The 16,111-nt window shown below is 68.5% G+C and carries 14 protein-coding genes and 1 pseudogene; 2 read left to right on the forward strand and 13 right to left on the reverse strand.

Annotated features, from left to right (window positions below; translation table 11 throughout):
* Nucleotides 1–9: 9 nt before the first annotated feature.
* The gene (locus OHA40_RS29215) at nucleotides 10–390 is read right to left on the reverse strand and encodes a hypothetical protein (protein WP_330230054.1); all 381 of its coding nucleotides are present in this window, start codon (nucleotides 388–390) and stop codon (nucleotides 10–12) included.
* 209 nt (nucleotides 391–599) lie between these two features.
* Here OHA40_RS29215 and OHA40_RS29220 point away from each other — a divergent pair, with 209 nt between their 5' ends.
* The gene (locus tag OHA40_RS29220; protein ID WP_330230055.1) at nucleotides 600–1,874 is read left to right on the forward strand and encodes a PucR family transcriptional regulator; all 1,275 of its coding nucleotides are present in this window, start codon (nucleotides 600–602) and stop codon (nucleotides 1,872–1,874) included.
* A 76-nt stretch (nucleotides 1,875–1,950) separates the two neighbouring features.
* Here the strand turns inward: OHA40_RS29220 and OHA40_RS29225 are convergent, their stop codons facing one another.
* The 11 genes and pseudogenes from OHA40_RS29225 to OHA40_RS29275 all read right to left on the reverse strand — a co-directional run bounded on the left by OHA40_RS29225 (nucleotide 1,951) and on the right by OHA40_RS29275 (nucleotide 12,363).
* Nucleotides 1,951–2,661, reverse strand: a complete 711-nt coding sequence (locus OHA40_RS29225; protein WP_330230056.1) for a histone deacetylase — start codon at nucleotides 2,659–2,661, stop codon at nucleotides 1,951–1,953.
* Nucleotides 2,662–2,750: 89 nt separating this feature from the next.
* Nucleotides 2,751–4,154, reverse strand: a complete 1,404-nt coding sequence (locus OHA40_RS29230) for an FAD-dependent oxidoreductase (protein WP_330230057.1) — start codon at nucleotides 4,152–4,154, stop codon at nucleotides 2,751–2,753.
* Nucleotides 4,151–4,486, reverse strand: a complete 336-nt coding sequence (fdxA, locus tag OHA40_RS29235) for a ferredoxin (RefSeq protein WP_330230058.1) — start codon at nucleotides 4,484–4,486, stop codon at nucleotides 4,151–4,153. Before fdxA ends, OHA40_RS29230 begins: the two co-directional genes overlap by 4 nt.
* A 10-nt stretch (nucleotides 4,487–4,496) precedes the next feature.
* On the reverse strand, nucleotides 4,497–5,291 hold the full coding sequence (locus tag OHA40_RS29240) for an ABC transporter ATP-binding protein (RefSeq protein WP_330230059.1): 795 nt from the start codon (nucleotides 5,289–5,291) through the stop codon (nucleotides 4,497–4,499).
* 77 nt (nucleotides 5,292–5,368) lie between these two features.
* Nucleotides 5,369–6,241 carry an ABC transporter permease gene (locus tag OHA40_RS29245; protein ID WP_330230060.1) on the reverse strand — a complete coding sequence of 291 codons (873 nt, stop codon included), beginning with the start codon at nucleotides 6,239–6,241 and terminating at the stop codon, nucleotides 5,369–5,371.
* 31 nt (nucleotides 6,242–6,272) lie between these two features.
* Entirely contained in the window at nucleotides 6,273–7,688 is a 1,416-nt protein-coding gene (locus OHA40_RS29250; RefSeq protein ID WP_330230061.1) for an ABC transporter substrate-binding protein, read from the reverse strand.
* A 36-nt stretch (nucleotides 7,689–7,724) separates the two neighbouring features.
* Nucleotides 7,725–7,952 carry a 4Fe-4S dicluster domain-containing protein gene (locus OHA40_RS29255; RefSeq protein WP_330230062.1) on the reverse strand — a complete coding sequence of 76 codons (228 nt, stop codon included), beginning with the start codon at nucleotides 7,950–7,952 and terminating at the stop codon, nucleotides 7,725–7,727.
* Nucleotides 7,952–10,617 (reverse strand): annotated as a pseudogene (locus OHA40_RS29260) (fumarate reductase/succinate dehydrogenase flavoprotein subunit). The gene OHA40_RS29255 and the pseudogene OHA40_RS29260 overlap by 1 nt, the downstream one beginning before the upstream one ends.
* 2 nt (nucleotides 10,618–10,619) lie before the next feature.
* Nucleotides 10,620–11,447, reverse strand: a complete 828-nt coding sequence (locus OHA40_RS29265; RefSeq protein ID WP_330230063.1) for a GntR family transcriptional regulator — start codon at nucleotides 11,445–11,447, stop codon at nucleotides 10,620–10,622.
* Nucleotides 11,448–11,569: 122 nt separating this feature from the next.
* Complete coding sequence (locus OHA40_RS29270; RefSeq protein WP_330230064.1) at nucleotides 11,570–11,830, reverse strand: hypothetical protein; 261 nt, start codon at nucleotides 11,828–11,830, stop codon at nucleotides 11,570–11,572.
* Nucleotides 11,831–11,865: 35 nt separating this feature from the next.
* Nucleotides 11,866–12,363, reverse strand: a complete 498-nt coding sequence (locus OHA40_RS29275; RefSeq protein WP_330230065.1) for a DUF7161 family protein — start codon at nucleotides 12,361–12,363, stop codon at nucleotides 11,866–11,868.
* A gap of 353 nt (nucleotides 12,364–12,716) precedes the next feature.
* On the opposite strand from OHA40_RS29275, the gene helR reads away from it, so the two are divergent.
* On the forward strand, nucleotides 12,717–14,918 hold the full coding sequence (helR, locus tag OHA40_RS29280) for an RNA polymerase recycling motor ATPase HelR (RefSeq protein WP_330230066.1): 2,202 nt from the start codon (nucleotides 12,717–12,719) through the stop codon (nucleotides 14,916–14,918).
* A 177-nt stretch (nucleotides 14,919–15,095) separates the two neighbouring features.
* Here helR and OHA40_RS29285 read toward each other — a convergent pair whose 3' ends face one another.
* Complete coding sequence (locus OHA40_RS29285) at nucleotides 15,096–16,025, reverse strand: LysR substrate-binding domain-containing protein (RefSeq protein ID WP_330230067.1); 930 nt, start codon at nucleotides 16,023–16,025, stop codon at nucleotides 15,096–15,098.
* Nucleotides 16,026–16,111: the final 86 nt, after the last annotated feature.

Here is a 16,111-nt window from a genome sequence, read left to right on the forward strand (position 1 = left end):
CTGCCAGGGTCAGTTGGCGTAACTGCGCGCCACCACCGAGTTCAGCGCCTCCAGGAATTCACTGAGCCTGCCGGGCTCGACCCGGTCACGCGGCGCGCGGCGCTCCGGTGATTCGGCCGCGGGCAGAGCGAGGCCCGCGTCGACACCGTCGCGCAGGACCGCGTGTACCGCTTCGATCGGGATGCCGGCCTGGGCGCACCGGCTGGTGGCGTGCTCGAACCTGCCGAGGGCGAGGCTGCCCGCGGCTTCGGCCGCGTCGATCAGGACGAGGGCCAGTTCCAGGCCCATTTTGATCAGCGCGTCGGGTCCGGCGTGCCGGGAATGACCACGATCGACGCGCCGGGGCACCTCGTCGGTGTGCCGATCTTCTTCGTGCGGGCCGATGGTCATGGCCCTCCCTCCGCGCGACGACCCTGCCGGCACCGACGTTACGGCGGGGACCGAAAGATTTCGACCGCGCGCATGCGTGTTGTGATCCTTCACAGGCCCGGCGGTCCGGTTTCGGGCGGTGTCCCCAACCGGGAGCGCGGCACTCGGAAGGCCGAACCGGTCAAGTTACCGTGGAGTACTTTCCGCGATCGGGGAGGGAAGGAGTCACGATGTCCATCACCGATTCGGCAGGTCCGGATTTGACCTTGTCGGGCCGCCCGGCCAGTTCTTCGCTGCGAGATGTGCGGAATCTGTCGCGCAAAATGGTCGGCCACTTCATCGAAACCGTCGCGCACTGCCGGACATTACCCGGCGAGGCGCTCAACGGCGACATCACCAATATCACCCGTCTGTGCCTGGAGCTGGCCGTCAGCATGCTCGACGGCAGCGACATCCCGGAGAAGACGCTCCTGCTGCGTACCGCCGCGGCCGGCTGGGCGCGCGAGGGCATCCCGATCGACACCATCCACCACGCCGTGCACGAGGGATTCAAACTCGGCTTCGACCTGATCGTCGCGAACGCGACGGCCGCGGACTTCGACAGCCTCAAGGACATCAGCCGTCGCCTGCTGGAAATCCTGGACACCATCACCTCGACCGTCTCGCGCGCCTACGTCACCGAGCTGCGTGCCGTGGTCGGCGAACACCACACCGCCGCGCACACGCTCGTCTCCGCGCTGCTCGGCGGGCACCCCACCTTCACCATGGCCCGCGAATGCGGCATTCCGATCTCCGATTCGTATTCCGTTCTCGCCGTTGCCATTCCGGGACATCCCGACGAGAGGAATCCGCGACTCGACAGCGCGGTGGTGGCCCGGCGAAAGTTGCGTCGCGTGCAATCCGAACTCGCGACCCGCTGTGGCGACACAGTGCTGTCGCTACTGAGCGTCGACGGCGGCACCATCCTGCTACCGTCCGCGTCACCGGAGGACAAAGCCCTCGACGAGCTGGTGGAGTGCCTCGGCGGCGCCGCGCAGGTACCGGTCGTCGCGACGGTGGTCGCCGCGACACCGGTCGAAGTGCCCACGGCCGCCGATCGCGCGCACGAACTGCTCGACATGGTGCAGCGGCTGCGCTGGACGCACGGGCTGTTCCGATTCGACGACCTCGCGCTGGAGTACCAGCTCACCCGCCCCGGCCCTGGGCTGGAAACGCTGCGGACGCTGCTCGATCCGCTGGACGAGCACCCCGAACTCCTCGAAACGCTCAGGCGTCATATCGGCACCAACCTGAACCGCCAGCGCACCGCACGATCGCTGCACATCCACACCAACACGGTCGACTACCGGCTCAAACGCATCGGTCAGCTGACCGGGTTCGACCCCGCCCAAGCCTCCGGGGTGTGGTACCTGCGCGCGGCGCTCGTCGCGCGCAGCTATCGGGACTCCGGAGACGAGCCCCACGCCGTCGTCGCCCGGCCCGCGGCGACGGACGTTTCCTCGTAGACGAATCCACCGCACGCCGGTACCTCGGCTACCGGATAGGACAGCCCGAAAACCCTGGCGGGCAATGGCTTGCCGCCTACAAGCCGCCCGCGCAGAGCAGTGCATGGACGGAATCCGGTGTCCATCGGCGATCGGCGCCGGGGCGGGTGGCGAGATAGCCTGCCGTCGTCCGGATGGACCAGCCGTGTGCGGCGCGCAGGCCTGCGGCCAGGTGCCGCACGTAGGCGGCGGCGGGCGGGTTGCCCGGCACATCGCGATAGCGCCATGGCGCGGTGAAGGTCAGCACGGGGTAACTGTCGTAGGTACCCGCGCAAACCAGCGTTTCGTACCGCCCGGGGCCCAGTGTGGTCGTGCCGCGGTCGATCACTGCGGCGAGGTCCAGCTCCGTGCCGGGTGCGCGGTACATCTCCTGGGCCACGATGTCGCCGAACTGGGCGGCGGTGAGCAGGTGGGCGTGCGCGGCCATCTCACCCGGGCAATCCGGATCGTAGAAGGCGCGGCCGCCGGTCCAGGTCAGCGATTCAGTGGCGAAATACAGCAGGCCGGGAAGCAGGAGGGGCACCGAGCGGATCGGGTCGGAGCGGTCGCGGCAGCCGGGCAGGGTGAGCGTTCCGCCTTCGGGACAGCCTCCGCGCAGGTAGGTGCGCAGCCTGGTCAGGCTCATATTCGAGCCATAGGCGGCATACCAGACCAGATCCGTGCGCCGGTGCCGCGTACGGCCGTCCGCGTTCTGGTTTGCCCGTGGGGCCGCCGAGTGGGCGGCGATGCCGGTATGCCACGCCGTCATGGCACCCATTCTCGGCTCTTCGCGGCACCGTGCCCAGGGCTCGCGATCAGGCTGGCTTCCAGCCGGGGACACAACCAGCCGCAGGAGCGTCAGTGCAGGCTGGCGCGCAGCATGTCCTCGCGCTCGACGACCTTGACGCGTTCGCGGCCTTCGGGTTCGCCGAGGGAGCGTTCGTGGGCGTCGAGGCGGTACCAGCCGGCCCAGGTGGTGAACGGGATGCCCTTGGCTTCGAGGAACTCGGTGACGGCTTCGGGGTCGGGCCGCTGGGCCGGGGTGAAGCGGGGGGCGTCGTCGAGCAGGCAGGCGATGGTTTCGTTGGCGTCGCCCTTGGTGTGGCCGATCAGGCCGACCGGGCCGCGTTTGATCCAGCCGGTCACGTAGGTGGCGGGCAGGTAGCGTTCGGCGCCGTCGGCGTTCTCGTCGGCGATCACGCGGCCGGCTTCGTTGGGTACGGTGCCGGCCTGGTCGTCGAAGGGCAGGCTGCTGATGTTCTGCGACAGGTAGCCGACGGCGCGGTAGACCGCCTGCACGTCCCAGTCCCTGTAGACGCCGGTGCCCTTGACGTTGCCGGTGCCGTCGAGCTGGGTGCGTTCGGTGCGCAGGCCGACGACCTTGCCGTTGTCGCCGAGCACCTCGGCGGGGGACTCGAAGAAGTGCAGGAACAGCTTGTGCGGCCGGTTACCGGCATCGCGGATGGCCCACTGCTCGAGGGTGTTGGCGACCATGTCGACCTGCTTGGAATGCCTGCGCGCGGCTTCGGAGCCTTCGTCGTAGTCGATGTCGGCGGGGTCGACGATGACCTCGATGGTCGGGGAGTGGTCGAGTTCGCGCAGTTCCAGCGGGGTGAACTTGGCCTGGGCGGGGCCGCGGCGGCCGAAGACGTGGACCTCGAGGGCCTTGTTGTCCTTCAGGCCGTGGTAGACGTTCGGCGGGATCTCGGTGGGCAGCAGTTCGTCGCCGGTCTTGGCCAGCACGCGGGCCACGTCCAGGGCGACGTTGCCGACGCCGAGGACGGCGACCTTCTGCGCGTCCAGCGGCCAGGAGCGCGGCACGTCGGGGTGGCCGTCGTACCAGGATACGAAGTCCGCGGCGCCGTAGGAGCCGTCCAGGTCGATGCCGGGGATGGGCAGCGCGCGGTCGGCGTTGGCGCCGGTGGAGAAGATCACCGCGTCGTAGAAGGCGCGCAGGTCATCGAGGGTGATGTCGGTGCCGTAGTCGATGTTGCCCAGCAGCCGCACCTGCGGCTTGTCCAGCACCTTGTGCAGCGCGGTGATGATGCCCTTGATCCGCGGGTGGTCGGGCGCGACGCCGTAGCGGATCAGCCCGAACGGTGCAGGCATGCGCTCGAACAGGTCGATACTCACCTCGGCATCGCCAGGAGCGGAGCCCGCGGAGCGACCCGGCAACGCCTTCATCAAGGCGTCGGCGGCGTAGATCCCGGCCGGTCCGGCGCCCACGATCGCTACCCGCAGTGGACGTTCCGTTCCGGTCATCGCGAGAACGCCTGCACGAAAGGAGTGTCCACCCCCAGCTCACCGGCCTTGGCCGCGCTGCCGGGAGATCCGAGCGGCTCGGTGCGGCCCGGCAGCGGCTCGGCGAAGAACCGGGCGTTCTCCGCGATGAACTGCCGCTGATCGGCGGGCACGTCCGCGTCGAGGTAGATCGCCTCGACCGGGCACACCGGCTCGCACGCACCACAATCCACGCATTCGGTGGGGTGGATGTAGGCCATGCGGCCGCCGACGTAGATGCAGTCCACCGGGCACTCCTCCACGCAGGCCCGATCCATGATGTCGACGCAGGACTCGCCGATGACGAAGGTCATGGTGTGCTCCTCAGTTGTCCGGGCTCGCCGTCGCGGCCACGCCGACCGGCTCGCCGGCCTCGTCCGTCTCGCCGAGGGCGGCCAGGATCTCGTATCGTCTGCGGGCGAATTCGGGTTCGAACCGCGCACCCGGCGCCCGCGGGTTCTCGATGGTGATGACGCGCTGGATGCGTGCCGGGCGCGGTGTGAGCAGCACGACCCGGTCGGCGAGCAGCAGCGCCTCGTCCACGTCATGGGTGACGAACAGCACGGTGGTCTTGTTCCGCTGCCACACCGAGATCAGCAGCCGCTGCATGTCGGCGCGGGTCTGCGCGTCCAGCGCGCCGAACGGCTCGTCCATCAACAGCACGCGCGGTTGCGCGGCCAAGGTGCGCGCCAGCTGCACCCGCTGACGCATGCCGCCCGACAGGGCACCGGGGAGGTGATCGCCGAAACCGTTCAGCCCTACCTGGTCCAGCAGCGCGAGCGCTCGGTCGCGGCACGCCTTGCGCGACACCCCACGCAGCCGCAAGGCGAACTCCACGTTCTTCCGCGCAGTGCGCCACGGCAGCAGCGCATCCTCCTGGAACACCATCGCGCACTGCACCCCGGCCGCGCCGACGGCTTGCCCATCCACTTCCGCGGTTCCGCTTGCCGGGTCGAGCAGGCCCGCCATCGCGCGCAGGATCGTCGACTTGCCGCATCCTGACGGTCCGAGCAGGACGACGATCTCGCCCGGATCGATCTCCAGGTCGACCTCCGCGGCGATGCTGTCGCCGTAGGCGATTCGCAGGCCGTGCATCCGCACGGCGGCCCCGCCGCTCATGACTCCGCCTCGCCGGCGCTCGGCTCCGTCATGACCGTCGTGGCCGACTGTGCCGATCGTTCGCTCGCTGCGCTCGCTCATCGGACCGACCTCGGCAGCCAGCGGTTGACCCGGCGACCGGTCAGCTCGACCAGCCACGCCGTCGCCCAGCCGAGCAGGCCGATCGACAGCATGCCGACCACGACGCTCGAGTAGTCGAGCAGCCCGTAGGACTGCCAGGTGAAGTAGCCGATACCGAACTGACCGGAGATCATCTCGGCACTGATGACGCAGATCCAGGCGACACCCATGGCCACGGACAGTCCCGAGAAGATGCCGGGCAGCGCACCGGGAAGCGCGATCCGGAACAGGATTTCCCAACGCCGGGCGCCGAGCGTGCGGGCTGCCTCTTCCCAGACTTTCGGCAGCGCGTGCATCGCATGGATCGTGCTGACCGCCACCGGGAAGAACGCGGCGAAGAAGGTGATGAACACGATTCCCTGCTCGCCGGTGGGGAACAGCAGAATCGCCAAGGGCACCAACGCGATCGCCGGAATCGGCCGGAAGACCTCGAGCACCGGGCGCACGAGTGCGCTGACCAGATTCGACCGGCCGATGGCCATGCCGACCAGCACACCGCTGACGGTGGCGAGCCCGAACCCGACCATGATGCGCCGGGTGCTCGACAGGATGTTGCCGTAGTAGGTGCCGGTGCCGAGTTGCGTGCGGAAGGAGCCGAAAACCTCCGCAGGCGTGGGGATCTTGTCGAACCGCAGCCAGAACACCACCTGGTTGGCGGTGAGCAGATACCAGAGCAGTACCAGGGCCGCCAGCGGGGCCGCAGTGAGCAGTGCGGCGCGCAGTCGGTGCGGTAGGCGCGTCGGCAGGGGACGCGCACCGGTCCGCTCGGTTGCCCCGGACTCGGGAATCGTGGTCTGGATTACGGGAATCGGTTCCGCGGATACCGTCATGTCGAGCCTCCTGATCTCGATCGGGTGGTGGCTAGCGCGCCTGCAGCGCTGCGGCGTAGTCGAGAATCGCGCTGCCGGGATGACTGCTCACATAGGCCTTCGCGTCCCCCTCGACCGCGAACGGGAGCAGGCGATCGTCGGGTCCGGCGGCCGGATCACCCACCCACGTGGCGGTCGTGGCGAAGATGCGCGTGCCGGTCACGGCGTCGGGCACGTAAGCCATCCGGACCTCACTGCCGTGCTGGGCGATCTGGCGCAGCAGGCAGGTCGGTGTCCGGCTGGCCACCGTGCTGTCCTGCCCCCTGAACCACACCTCGGATGCGGTGGCAGGGTTGCTCACGACGCCGCCGCACACGGCATCGGTACCGGTCAGCGGACTCGGTGCGGTGGTGCTCGCGCGCTGCGCCTCGTAGTCGCCGCCGTAGAGTGCGCGCACGTACTTGTCATCGACGAATTCGCCGAGATTCAGGTCGGCCACAGCGCCGAGCCCTTTGAGAAAAGGCAGCAGTTTCGCGAGGGCGTCGACCAGGGGCTGTTTGATGGTCTGGTCGAAACTCACCAACCCGTTGGGGCCGTTGTAGAGGTAGACCACCTCCGCCGGAATGCCCGTGAGTTCCGCGACGCGCTGGGCCGCCGCGACCGGATGCTGGTTGACGTAGTCGGCGGTTTCGCGCTGCGCGGCGAGGAACGCGGTGACGATGTCGGGATTGCGTTCGCCGAATCGTTCGTTCGCGACGACCGCGTGGAACGTCGGGATGTTCGCGCTGCCACCGTCGTAGAGCAGCCGTGCCTTGCCATCGAAGACGAGCTTCTGCGGCCAGGGCACGAACTGGGCCAGCGCCGCTGCCTGGTCACCCTGCAACGCCGACGCACCGACGGCCGGGTCCTGGCCGAGCAGTTTCACGTCATCGATCGCCATCCCGGCGGCGGACAGCCCGGTGACCAGCATTCCGTGCGCGGCGGAGCCCACGCTGGTCGAGACGACTCTGCCACGCAGGTCGCTCAAGGTCGCGGCGGGGGAATTCCGCGGAACGACAATCTGATTCAGCGATCCGCGCAGATTGTAGCCGGTCACCGCGATCAGTTCGGATTTCACATCCGGGTGCTCGCGGGTCTTGGAGCCGTTCACCAGGATCGGCGCATCGCCCATCGATCCGATGTCCACCTGGCCGGCCAGCATCTGCGCGGTCAGCGGTGGCCCCGCCGCGAAGTCCTTCCACTCGACCCGGTACCGGACACCTTTCGCCTTGCCGAGTTCGGCGAGCTTCGCCTCGAACGTGCCGCGATCACGCAGCAGTGTGCCCGCGGTGACGGTGTTGATGGTCTTGGATTGGTAGCCGATGTTCACGGTGACGGTGTCGCCGTCGTCCGCCGCGCCACAGCCTGCGACCAGGGTCGTGGCCGTGGTGATCGCCAGCACCAGTGTCGCGGTGCTCCGTACGGTCATGCGTGGTGTCCTCATCTCGTCGCTCTCCGCCCCGTATCAGCGCAGCAAATACGGGATGTCGACGGTCACTGCCCCGACTGGGCAGCGCGCGGCGCACGGTCCGCAATACCAGCATTCGTCCACGTGCATGTATGCCTTTCCGCTGTCGGGGTGGATCGCGAGCGAGTCCAGCGGGCACATGTCGACGCACAGCGTGCAGCCGTCGATACATTTCTGCTCGTCGACGGTGACCGGCACGTCGATTCGAGTGTTGACCTGGGCCATCAGTGTTCCTTCCGAGAATTGGCTATGCCGATGCGGGCGAAGGCGCGGACATCGGCGTCCGGGTCTTCCAGTGCGGTCTGGAGGGCGGCGGTGACCTCGAGGTACTCGGCGATCCGCTCGGCGAGGGCGCGAACGGCGGCCTTGCGGACATCGAGGTTGTCGTCGGTGACCGCGGAGATGAGATGCGGCGCGGCGTATTCGGCGTCGGCCGCCGACAGCGCGATCGCCGCGCCTTGGCGCACCTGCCAGGCCGGGTCGGTGATCGCGGCGGCGGCGACGGACACGGCGCGATCACCGCAGCCGGTCTGCGCCAAGCCCGTCAGCGCGGCTGCGCGGACCAGCGCGTCGGCGTCGCCCGCCAATCCGATCAGCGTCGCGGCTCCACGTGGATCGCCAACCGCCGCAACGCCTTTCGCCACCGCGATCCGGACCATCGGAGTCGGGTCCGACGCCGCGGCGGCCAGCTCGTCGAGCGCGTCGACCGAGGTCAAGCCGCTCACGACCGTCCGGCGCACCTCGACGTTGGGGTCGGCGAGCCAGCTGGACAGTTCGGCCGCATCGGTCCGGCGATGCCGCCAGAGCGCCTCGATCGCGGCCGACCGCACGGCGGGCTCGTCCGCGGTCACACATCCGCGCAAGGCTGCGTCGAACTCGGGTCCGGCGACAAGCACCTCGAGCAGTTCGGTCAGCAAGCCGATCGCGGCGTGCCGGACAGTCACGTCCGCGTCGGTCAACCCGGCGGCGATCAGCGGGGAGGACTCGGTCCACTCCTCGGCGGTCTCGCTGAGCACCGACAGGGCGGTACGGCGCACCTCGGGATCGCTGTCGGTGAGGAACGGGCGCAGTTCGTCGAGCCCGGGGCATTCCTCGGCCAGATCCATCAGCTCGAGCAGCCGCGCGCTCACCGCGCACCCCACGCGCCGACCAGTTCCGGCGCGGTGACGTCCGCGACACCGTCGGGCCGGATGAATCCGGGCACCGGAACGATGTACGGTGCCACCGGGCGCGTCCGGAACTGCATGTCGCCGGTTTCCCCGCGGAACAGATTGAGGTGGCAGAACCATTCGGCGTCGTCGCGTTCCGGTCGGTCGGAGCGCTGGTGGTAGAGGCCCCAGCGGCTTTCGGTGCGCCGCAGCGACGCCCGCGCGGCCATCTCCGCGCAATCCCGGATGAACGTCACCTCGGCGCAGCGCATGAGTTCGTGCGCGGTGTGGCCGCCCATCTGCGCGATATCGGCGTGCATCCGCTCGAAGGCCTCCAGTCCGAGGGTCAGATAGCTCTGCGTCTTGGGTGGCTGGAGATAGTCGTTCACGAAACGGCGCAGCTTGTACTCGACCTGTTGCTGCGGTGGTCCATCCGGATTGCTCAGCGGGCGGTAGATCAGCGCGTGTGCGGCTTCGATCTGATCCTCAGGGAGCGGCGGTCGAGCCACATCGCGGGCATACTCGCTGGCGTTCTCGCCGGCGATATCGCCATACACGAAAGCGCCGATCATGTAGTTGTGTGGCACCAGCGCCATGTCGCCCGCTGCGTACAGGCCCGGCACGGTCGTCGCGGCATGCTCGTCGACCCAGACGCCAGACGCGGAATGACCACTGCACAAGCCGATCTCGGAGATGTGCATCTCGATGTCGCGGGTGCGGTAGTCGGTGCCGCGACCGGTGTGGAACGTGCCGCGGGTCGGGCGCTCGGTGGTGTGCAGAATGCCTTCGATCTGCCGGATGGTGGCGTCCGGCAGGTGGCTGAGCTTGAGATAGATCGGTCCGCGGGCGCTGTCGAGTTCTCGCTTGACCTCCGCCATCATCTGGCCGGACCAATAGTCGCAGTCGACGAAGCGGTTTCCCTCGGCATTGACCTGGTAGCCGCCGAAGGGATTGGCGACATACGCGCAAGCCGGGCCGTTGTAATCCTTGATCAGCGGGTTGATCTGGAAGCATTCGATGCCCGACAGTTCGGCGCCCGCGTGATAGGCCATCGCGTAGCCGTCACCCGCGTTCGTCGGGTTCTCGTAGGTGCCGTAGAGATAGCCGCTGGCGGGCAGGCCGAGGCGTCCGCACGATCCGGTGGACAGGATCACCGCTCCCGCCGAGATCGTGACGAACTCGCCGGTGCGCGTATCGAATCCGACCGCACCGACAGCGCGTCCCGCTACCGTGAGCACGCGCACGGGCATCACCCGATTGCTGATCGTCACCTTCGCGCGGACGTCTCTGGCGCGCAGCGTGCGATAGAGCACCTTCTTGACGTCTCGGCCTTCCGGCATCGGCAGCACGTAGCTGCCGGAGCGGTGCACCTTGCGGACGGCATACTCGCCGTGCTCGTCCTTTTCGAACTTGACCCCGTAGCCCTCCAGCCGCTGCACCATCTCGAAACCGCGGGTCGCGGTCTGATACACGGTGCGCTGGTTGACGATTCCATCGTTGGCGACCGTGATGTCGGCGACGTAGTCCTCCGGGCTCGCCTTCCCGGGCACGACGGCGTTGTTGACGCCGTCCATGCCCATCGCCAGCGCACCGGAATGCCGGACATGGGCCTTCTCCAGCAGCAGGACGCTCGCGCCGTGCCGCGCCGCGGTGAGCGCGGCCATCGTTCCCGCGGTGCCGCCGCCGACGACGAGCACATCGCAACTCAGCTCCCTACGCTGTGCGACCGGTGGGATTTGCATGGTCATCTCGGATCAGCCCCTTCGTTCGGTTCGGCCGCACCGCGATTCGGCGTGACCGGAGTGCGGTGCAGGCGGCCGGACAGCGAGAAACGGTCACCGCGGTAGCGGACGTACTCGAGGTCGATGGGCCTGCCTGAATCGGTGTAGGTGAGGCGCTCCAGGAACAGCAGCGGCGAGCCCGGCCGCACCTCGAGCAGTCCCGCCACCGTCGGATCGGCGGCGACCGCCTCGATCGAGACGGCGGCGGAGCCGAGCGGCATTCCGAGTTCGGCTTCCAGCAGGCCGAACACGTCGCAGCCGGTCAGATCCAGCTCCAGCAGCGGCACGCCGACATCTGCGGTGAGATAGCTCGCGTCCAGCGACAGTGGTGCGCCGTCGAGGTAGCGGATCCGCTCCAGCACCACCACCGGCGTGGCCGGTTCCAGTTCCAGCCGTTCGGCGACGATCGGAGTCGCAGGCACCACATCCGCGAGCAGGACCCGGTTGACCACTCGGTCGCTACCGGTGGCGAAGGTTTCGGCGAGGCCACGGAGACGATCGAGACCCTGGACGGCCTTGTCCGCGACGACGAAGGTGCCCGCACCGGGAACCCGGTCGACGAGGCCTTCGTCGCGCAGCAGCGTCAGGGCGTCGCGCACGATATTGCGGCTGGTGTCGAAGTCCGCGGCCAACTGCGCTTCGGACGGCAACGGCCGGTTGCCATAGACGCCGCTGCGGATTCGTGCACGCAGGATGTCCCTGATCCGACGGGCAGGTGCGGTGCGCCGCGTGGTCCCGAGATCCCGGTTGCCGGTCCTGGGCGGGTGGCCCTGGTACGTCCTGGCTGTCATGGGGCAAATGCTGGAAAGAAATCGTTACGTGCGACGTTTCGCGCAATTACCGAATGGTTACGCCAGTTATCGATTTTTCCGCAACCGTTCTACCTGCGGAAATGATCGGGGCAGCGGCAGTATCACCAGTTGCGGGTGCCCTGTTCGCCGCCACCGGCGGCGCACCGCGCAAGGATTTCCGTCGGCCCCGAAGGGGGTGCATGACGGCGCCGCCGCCACGAACGGCCCGCTGTGGCGCACCGTTCGCTGTAGAACGGGGCGCCACGATAGGGCAGCAGGGTGCCGCCGGTGATCAGTAGTCCTTCGGCACGCGCGAGTCGGATGAGCTGCCGGTACCCGGTGATCAGCTGTTCGCGGTGACTTCGGGATTCGGTCGCAGCCACGGTTCGTCGAGTTCGCTGGCGCCGCTATCGTTGATCTACTGGCCGTCGCGCTGTCGCTGTCCGGCTTCGATCTCGTCCGCAAGGGCGGATCGCTCGGCCTGATGTCGAGCAAGCAGCGCGGCGCTGTATGCAGTCCATGCGGCATCTTGGGCCGCGGTCATCTGTGCTCCGGCAACTTCGGATTCGACATCCGGATGGGCGTCGAGGAACCGATGAAACAGCAGGCCCATCTCCCGGCTGTGCCTGCGGTTGAGCTCGATCCGTCGCGGGTCCATCTGTCGCTGGTCCGCACAGAGCGCCAACTGGTCGAACACGACCAAGGCTATGTTAGTGGGGTCGTCCAGCGGGTGCACCCGCAGTGTGTGATGTGGGTTCGGTTCATCGTCGAGGATCACGACAGTATCGATCCCGGCCGGTAGGTCGGCGGGCCAATCGATCTCATCGGTGGGCTGCTCGACCAAGACCCGGGCGAGCCTTCCTCGCAGGCCCGTCTGGTCGTAACGCAGCGGCGTGAGTTCCTGATTCGCGCTCATGTGATGATCGCTCGCGATTCTGGTTCTTACCCGTCAGACCTCGAATGGTCGGCAGCGACGGCGGATCATCTTCCCTTCCACCTTCAACGTATAACGCACCCGGGGGCTTGCGGCAAGACCCGGGTCGTGCCGCAGAATCGCTGGCCGAAGTCGGAAACTGCGGAGAGGGGGTAGCGAAGTGCGTGCGTTGTTGCCCCGAGACCCGCGCTCGAGCGACCGCTGTGGCAGGCACGATCCGCACCGACGGGGCCACGGTGGCCGCGAAGCTGCTGCTCGACGCGGTCAGCCGAGAAAGGACGCCGGTGTCCGCGTGAACCGCACAAGATCGTTGAGCCACGGAAAGTGAGGGGCATGTGTCAACTCGAGGGTACGAAGACGAATTGCGGTCCGAGCGTAGCTACGTTGCCGGGCTCTACACGCGACTCGACGCCGAGCGCGCGCGAGCGAAGGGACAGTACAGCGCGGCGTTGCGCGGAAACGGCGGGACACTCATGGAACGGGATGTCGAGGTACGCGCGCTGGCCGGACAGGTGAAGCGGCTGGACGTGGCGGACAATGGGCTGTGTTTCGGCCGGTTGGACACCCTTTCGGGCGAACGTTCCTACATCGGCCGGATCGGCTTGTTCGACGAGGAAAACGAGTACGAACCGCTGTTGCTCGATTGGCGGGCGCCGGCGGCGCGCGCCTTCTACGTCGCCACCGCCGCCAGCCCGGAGAACATGCGCCGCCGCCGCCAGTTCCACACCCGCGGGCGTCACGTGGTCGATTTCACCGACGAGGTCCTCGGCCGCCCCGGCGGTAGTGAGCGAGGGGACGCGGCGCTGCTCGCGGCGGTCAACGCGCCGCGCGGCGACGGGATGCGCGACATCGTGGCAACGATCCAGGCCGAACAGGACCAGATCATCCGGCTCGAACACCCAGGGGTGCTGGTGATCGAGGGCGGCCCGGGCACCGGGAAGACCGTGGTGGCCCTGCACCGCGTCGCGTACCTGCTCTACACCCAGCGGGAGCGGATGGAACGCCATGGCGTGCTCGTAGTCGGGCCCAATCCGGCGTTCCTGAACCACATCGGACGCGTTCTACCATCGCTGGGCGAGACGAACGTCGTGTTCATGACTACCGGCGACCTGATGCCCGGTCTGCGCGTCACCGCCGAGGACACCCCGGACGCCGCGCGGCTCAAGGGCTCGCTGCAGATCCTGGACGTGCTCGCGGCGGCGGTCGCCGATCGGCAGCGTCTGCCGGAGCATCCGCTGCCGATCGAACTGACCGACGTCACGGTGCGCATCGACGCCGAGACCGCGGAGTGGGCCAGGGAGGAGGCGCGCGCGAGCGGGCTGCCGCACAACGAAGCCCGCGCGGTGTTCCGTGAGATCGTCACATGGGTGCTCACCGAACGGGCGATAGCCCGGATCGGCCGGGGCTGGCTGACCCGGGCGGACCGCGAGGCATGGGAGAACCTGCGGGCGGACCTGGTCGAGGAGCTCGCGGACAACGACCAGTTCAGCGCCGCGCTCGACGAACTCTGGCCGATACTGACGCCGGAAACACTGTTGGCACAGCTCTACATGTCCTTGGAGCGGTTGCGAGCCGCGGGCGCCGACCGGGTGCTGTTGCGCGCCGATGGCGATGCCTGGACGGTGTCGGACGTGCCGCTGCTCGACGAACTGGTCGATCTGCTCGGCCGCGACAAGTCGGCCGACCGCGCGGCCGAGCGGGAACAGCAGGCCGAGGCGGAGTACGCGGCTGGCGTACTGGACATCCTCATCAGCCGCGAGGACCTGATGGACGACGAGGACCACCTGCTCGCCCAGGACATGGTGTACGCCGAGGACCTGGCGGAACGCTTCGTCGAGCGGGACACCCGTGAACTCGCCGAACGCGCCGCCGCGGACCGGGACTGGACCTACCGGCACGTCGTGGTCGACGAGGCCCAAGAACTGTCCGAAATGGACTGGCGGGTGCTGATGCGGCGCTGCCCGGGCCGATCCTTCACGGTGGTCGGCGATCTCGCCCAACGCCGGTCGGTCGCCGGAGCGACCTCGTGGGATGCGATGCTGGAGCGGTATGTGCCCGGCCGCTGGCTCTACCGGTCATTGTCGGTGAACTACCGCACCCCGGCGGAGATCATGACCGTCGCCGCCGCGCTGCTCGCCGAGTTCGCGCCCGGAGTCCAGCCACCGGAGTCGGTCCGCGCGTGCGGCGTCCAGCCCTGGTCCAGGCGAGTTGCCGAGGACGAACTGTCCGCTGCCATCGAGGAATTCGAACGCGACGAAGCCGGTCGCGAAGGCACCAGCGTGGTGATCGGGCCGCCGGGTGTGCCAGGCGTGGTGGCGCCGTCGGAGACGAAGGGCCTGGAGTACGACGCCGTCCTGGTGGTCGAGCCGGAACGGATCCTCGCCGACGGCCCACGCGGCGCGGCCGAGCTCTACGTGGCCCTCACTCGCGCCACCCAGCGCCTCGGCGTCCTACACCAGGGCCCATTGCCACACGCTTTGACCGGCCTCGCCGAAAACGGGACACCCGCCCAAGCCGGGAAACAACGGTTGGCGTAACGAGCTCGACCGGGAGTTCGGTACATCTCCTGGGCCACGATGTCCCAGAACGGGGTGGTTTCACCGTCGAGGGATTGCTGTCGCTGGAGCCGTGCGTTCCTCGTACCCGCAGGATGTTCCTGATCCGGCGAGGCAGCGCCGTGCGCCGGGTGGTGCCCCGTTGCCGGGATAGCAGTTTCACCGGTTGCCTGCGCCAGGTTCGCCGCCACCGGCGGCGCACTGGGCCAAGATTTCCGCCGGTCCCGACGGGGGCGCCTGGCGACGCCAGATCGCGCGGAACTTTCTCGTGAGCACAACCGAGTTCGCCACGGGCACCTCCGCGAGGGTTCCGCTGGCCAGGTCGGGCGCCGCGATCAATCGGCTCAGCACCGCGGGCGCGACACCCGACCGCGCCGACGCGACGATCGCCGCCGCCGAGCCCAGCTCGGCGGCGGGGGGAGCAGGCTGGCATTCCGCACCAAGGATCTCCCACACCGTGTCGCGGGTTCCCGAGCCCGGCTCGCGCCACAGCAGCGGGGTGATGGCGAGTTCGCGCAACGTCACCGGACGGCGGCGACGCGCCCACGGATGGTCCGGCGCGACCACGACGACGAGTTCGTCTGCTCCGAGCACCCGACTGCCGAGGCCGGGTGGCGGGTGCGGACCCTCCACGAACCCGATGTCCGCCTCGGCATTCCGGACCAGCTCGGCGACATGCCGGGTGTTGTCCACTTCGAGGGATACGGCCACGTCCGGACACGATGCGCGCAAGGCGGTGAGCCACTGCGGAATTCGGTGGTCGGCAATGGTTTTCGACGCGGCGATCCGCAGGTGCGGCACCTGCGCGGCGTGCAGGGCGGCCACCCCGGCGCCAAAGGCGCGCGCGGCCTCCAGCACCCCGCGTGCATGCCCTACGACGACGCGTCCCGCGTCGGTGAGCGCCGAGCCGGTCGGACCGCGATCCAGCAACCGTAGCCGCAGCCGCCGCTCCAGGGCGCTGATCCGCATACTCGCCGCGGGCTGGCTGATGCCGTGCCTGCGCGCGGCCGCGCCGAGACTGCCCAGCTCCGCGACGGAGACGAGCAGATCGAGCACCTCCAGATCAGGTGTCCCGGGCGGCAGCGTCATGAGCAGATTATGCGCACCCGACGATTCCGCGGCATCGGCCACCCCATCAGCGCGGCTTATGAGGTCCTGCGCTCTCGATGGCTACC

Source organism: Nocardia sp. NBC_00508, from assembly GCF_036346875.1.
Lineage (GTDB): Bacteria > Actinomycetota > Actinomycetes > Mycobacteriales > Mycobacteriaceae > Nocardia.

What these genes read in the sequence shown, in the direction of transcription:
- OHA40_RS29225 (WP_330230056.1), bottom strand. Translation starts at nt 2,661, where the DNA reads ATGACGGCGTGGCATACCGGCATCGCCGCCCACTCGGCGGCCCCACGG.
- OHA40_RS29285 (WP_330230067.1), bottom strand. Translation starts at nt 16,025, where the DNA reads ATGACGCTGCCGCCCGGGACACCTGATCTGGAGGTGCTCGATCTGCTC.
- OHA40_RS29230 (WP_330230057.1), bottom strand. Translation starts at nt 4,154, where the DNA reads ATGACCGGAACGGAACGTCCACTGCGGGTAGCGATCGTGGGCGCCGGA.
- OHA40_RS29245 (WP_330230060.1), bottom strand. Translation starts at nt 6,241, where the DNA reads ATGACGGTATCCGCGGAACCGATTCCCGTAATCCAGACCACGATTCCC.
- OHA40_RS29240 (WP_330230059.1), bottom strand. Translation starts at nt 5,291, where the DNA reads ATGAGCGGCGGGGCCGCCGTGCGGATGCACGGCCTGCGAATCGCCTAC.
- OHA40_RS29255 (WP_330230062.1), bottom strand. Translation starts at nt 7,952, where the DNA reads ATGGCCCAGGTCAACACTCGAATCGACGTGCCGGTCACCGTCGACGAG.
- OHA40_RS29275 (WP_330230065.1), bottom strand. Translation starts at nt 12,363, where the DNA reads ATGAGCGCGAATCAGGAACTCACGCCGCTGCGTTACGACCAGACGGGC.
- fdxA (WP_330230058.1), bottom strand. Translation starts at nt 4,486, where the DNA reads ATGACCTTCGTCATCGGCGAGTCCTGCGTCGACATCATGGATCGGGCC.
- OHA40_RS29220 (WP_330230055.1), top strand. Translation starts at nt 600, where the DNA reads ATGTCCATCACCGATTCGGCAGGTCCGGATTTGACCTTGTCGGGCCGC.
- OHA40_RS29250 (WP_330230061.1), bottom strand. Translation starts at nt 7,688, where the DNA reads ATGACCGTACGGAGCACCGCGACACTGGTGCTGGCGATCACCACGGCC.
- OHA40_RS29215 (WP_330230054.1), bottom strand. Translation starts at nt 390, where the DNA reads ATGACCATCGGCCCGCACGAAGAAGATCGGCACACCGACGAGGTGCCC.
- OHA40_RS29265 (WP_330230063.1), bottom strand. Translation starts at nt 11,447, where the DNA reads ATGACAGCCAGGACGTACCAGGGCCACCCGCCCAGGACCGGCAACCGG.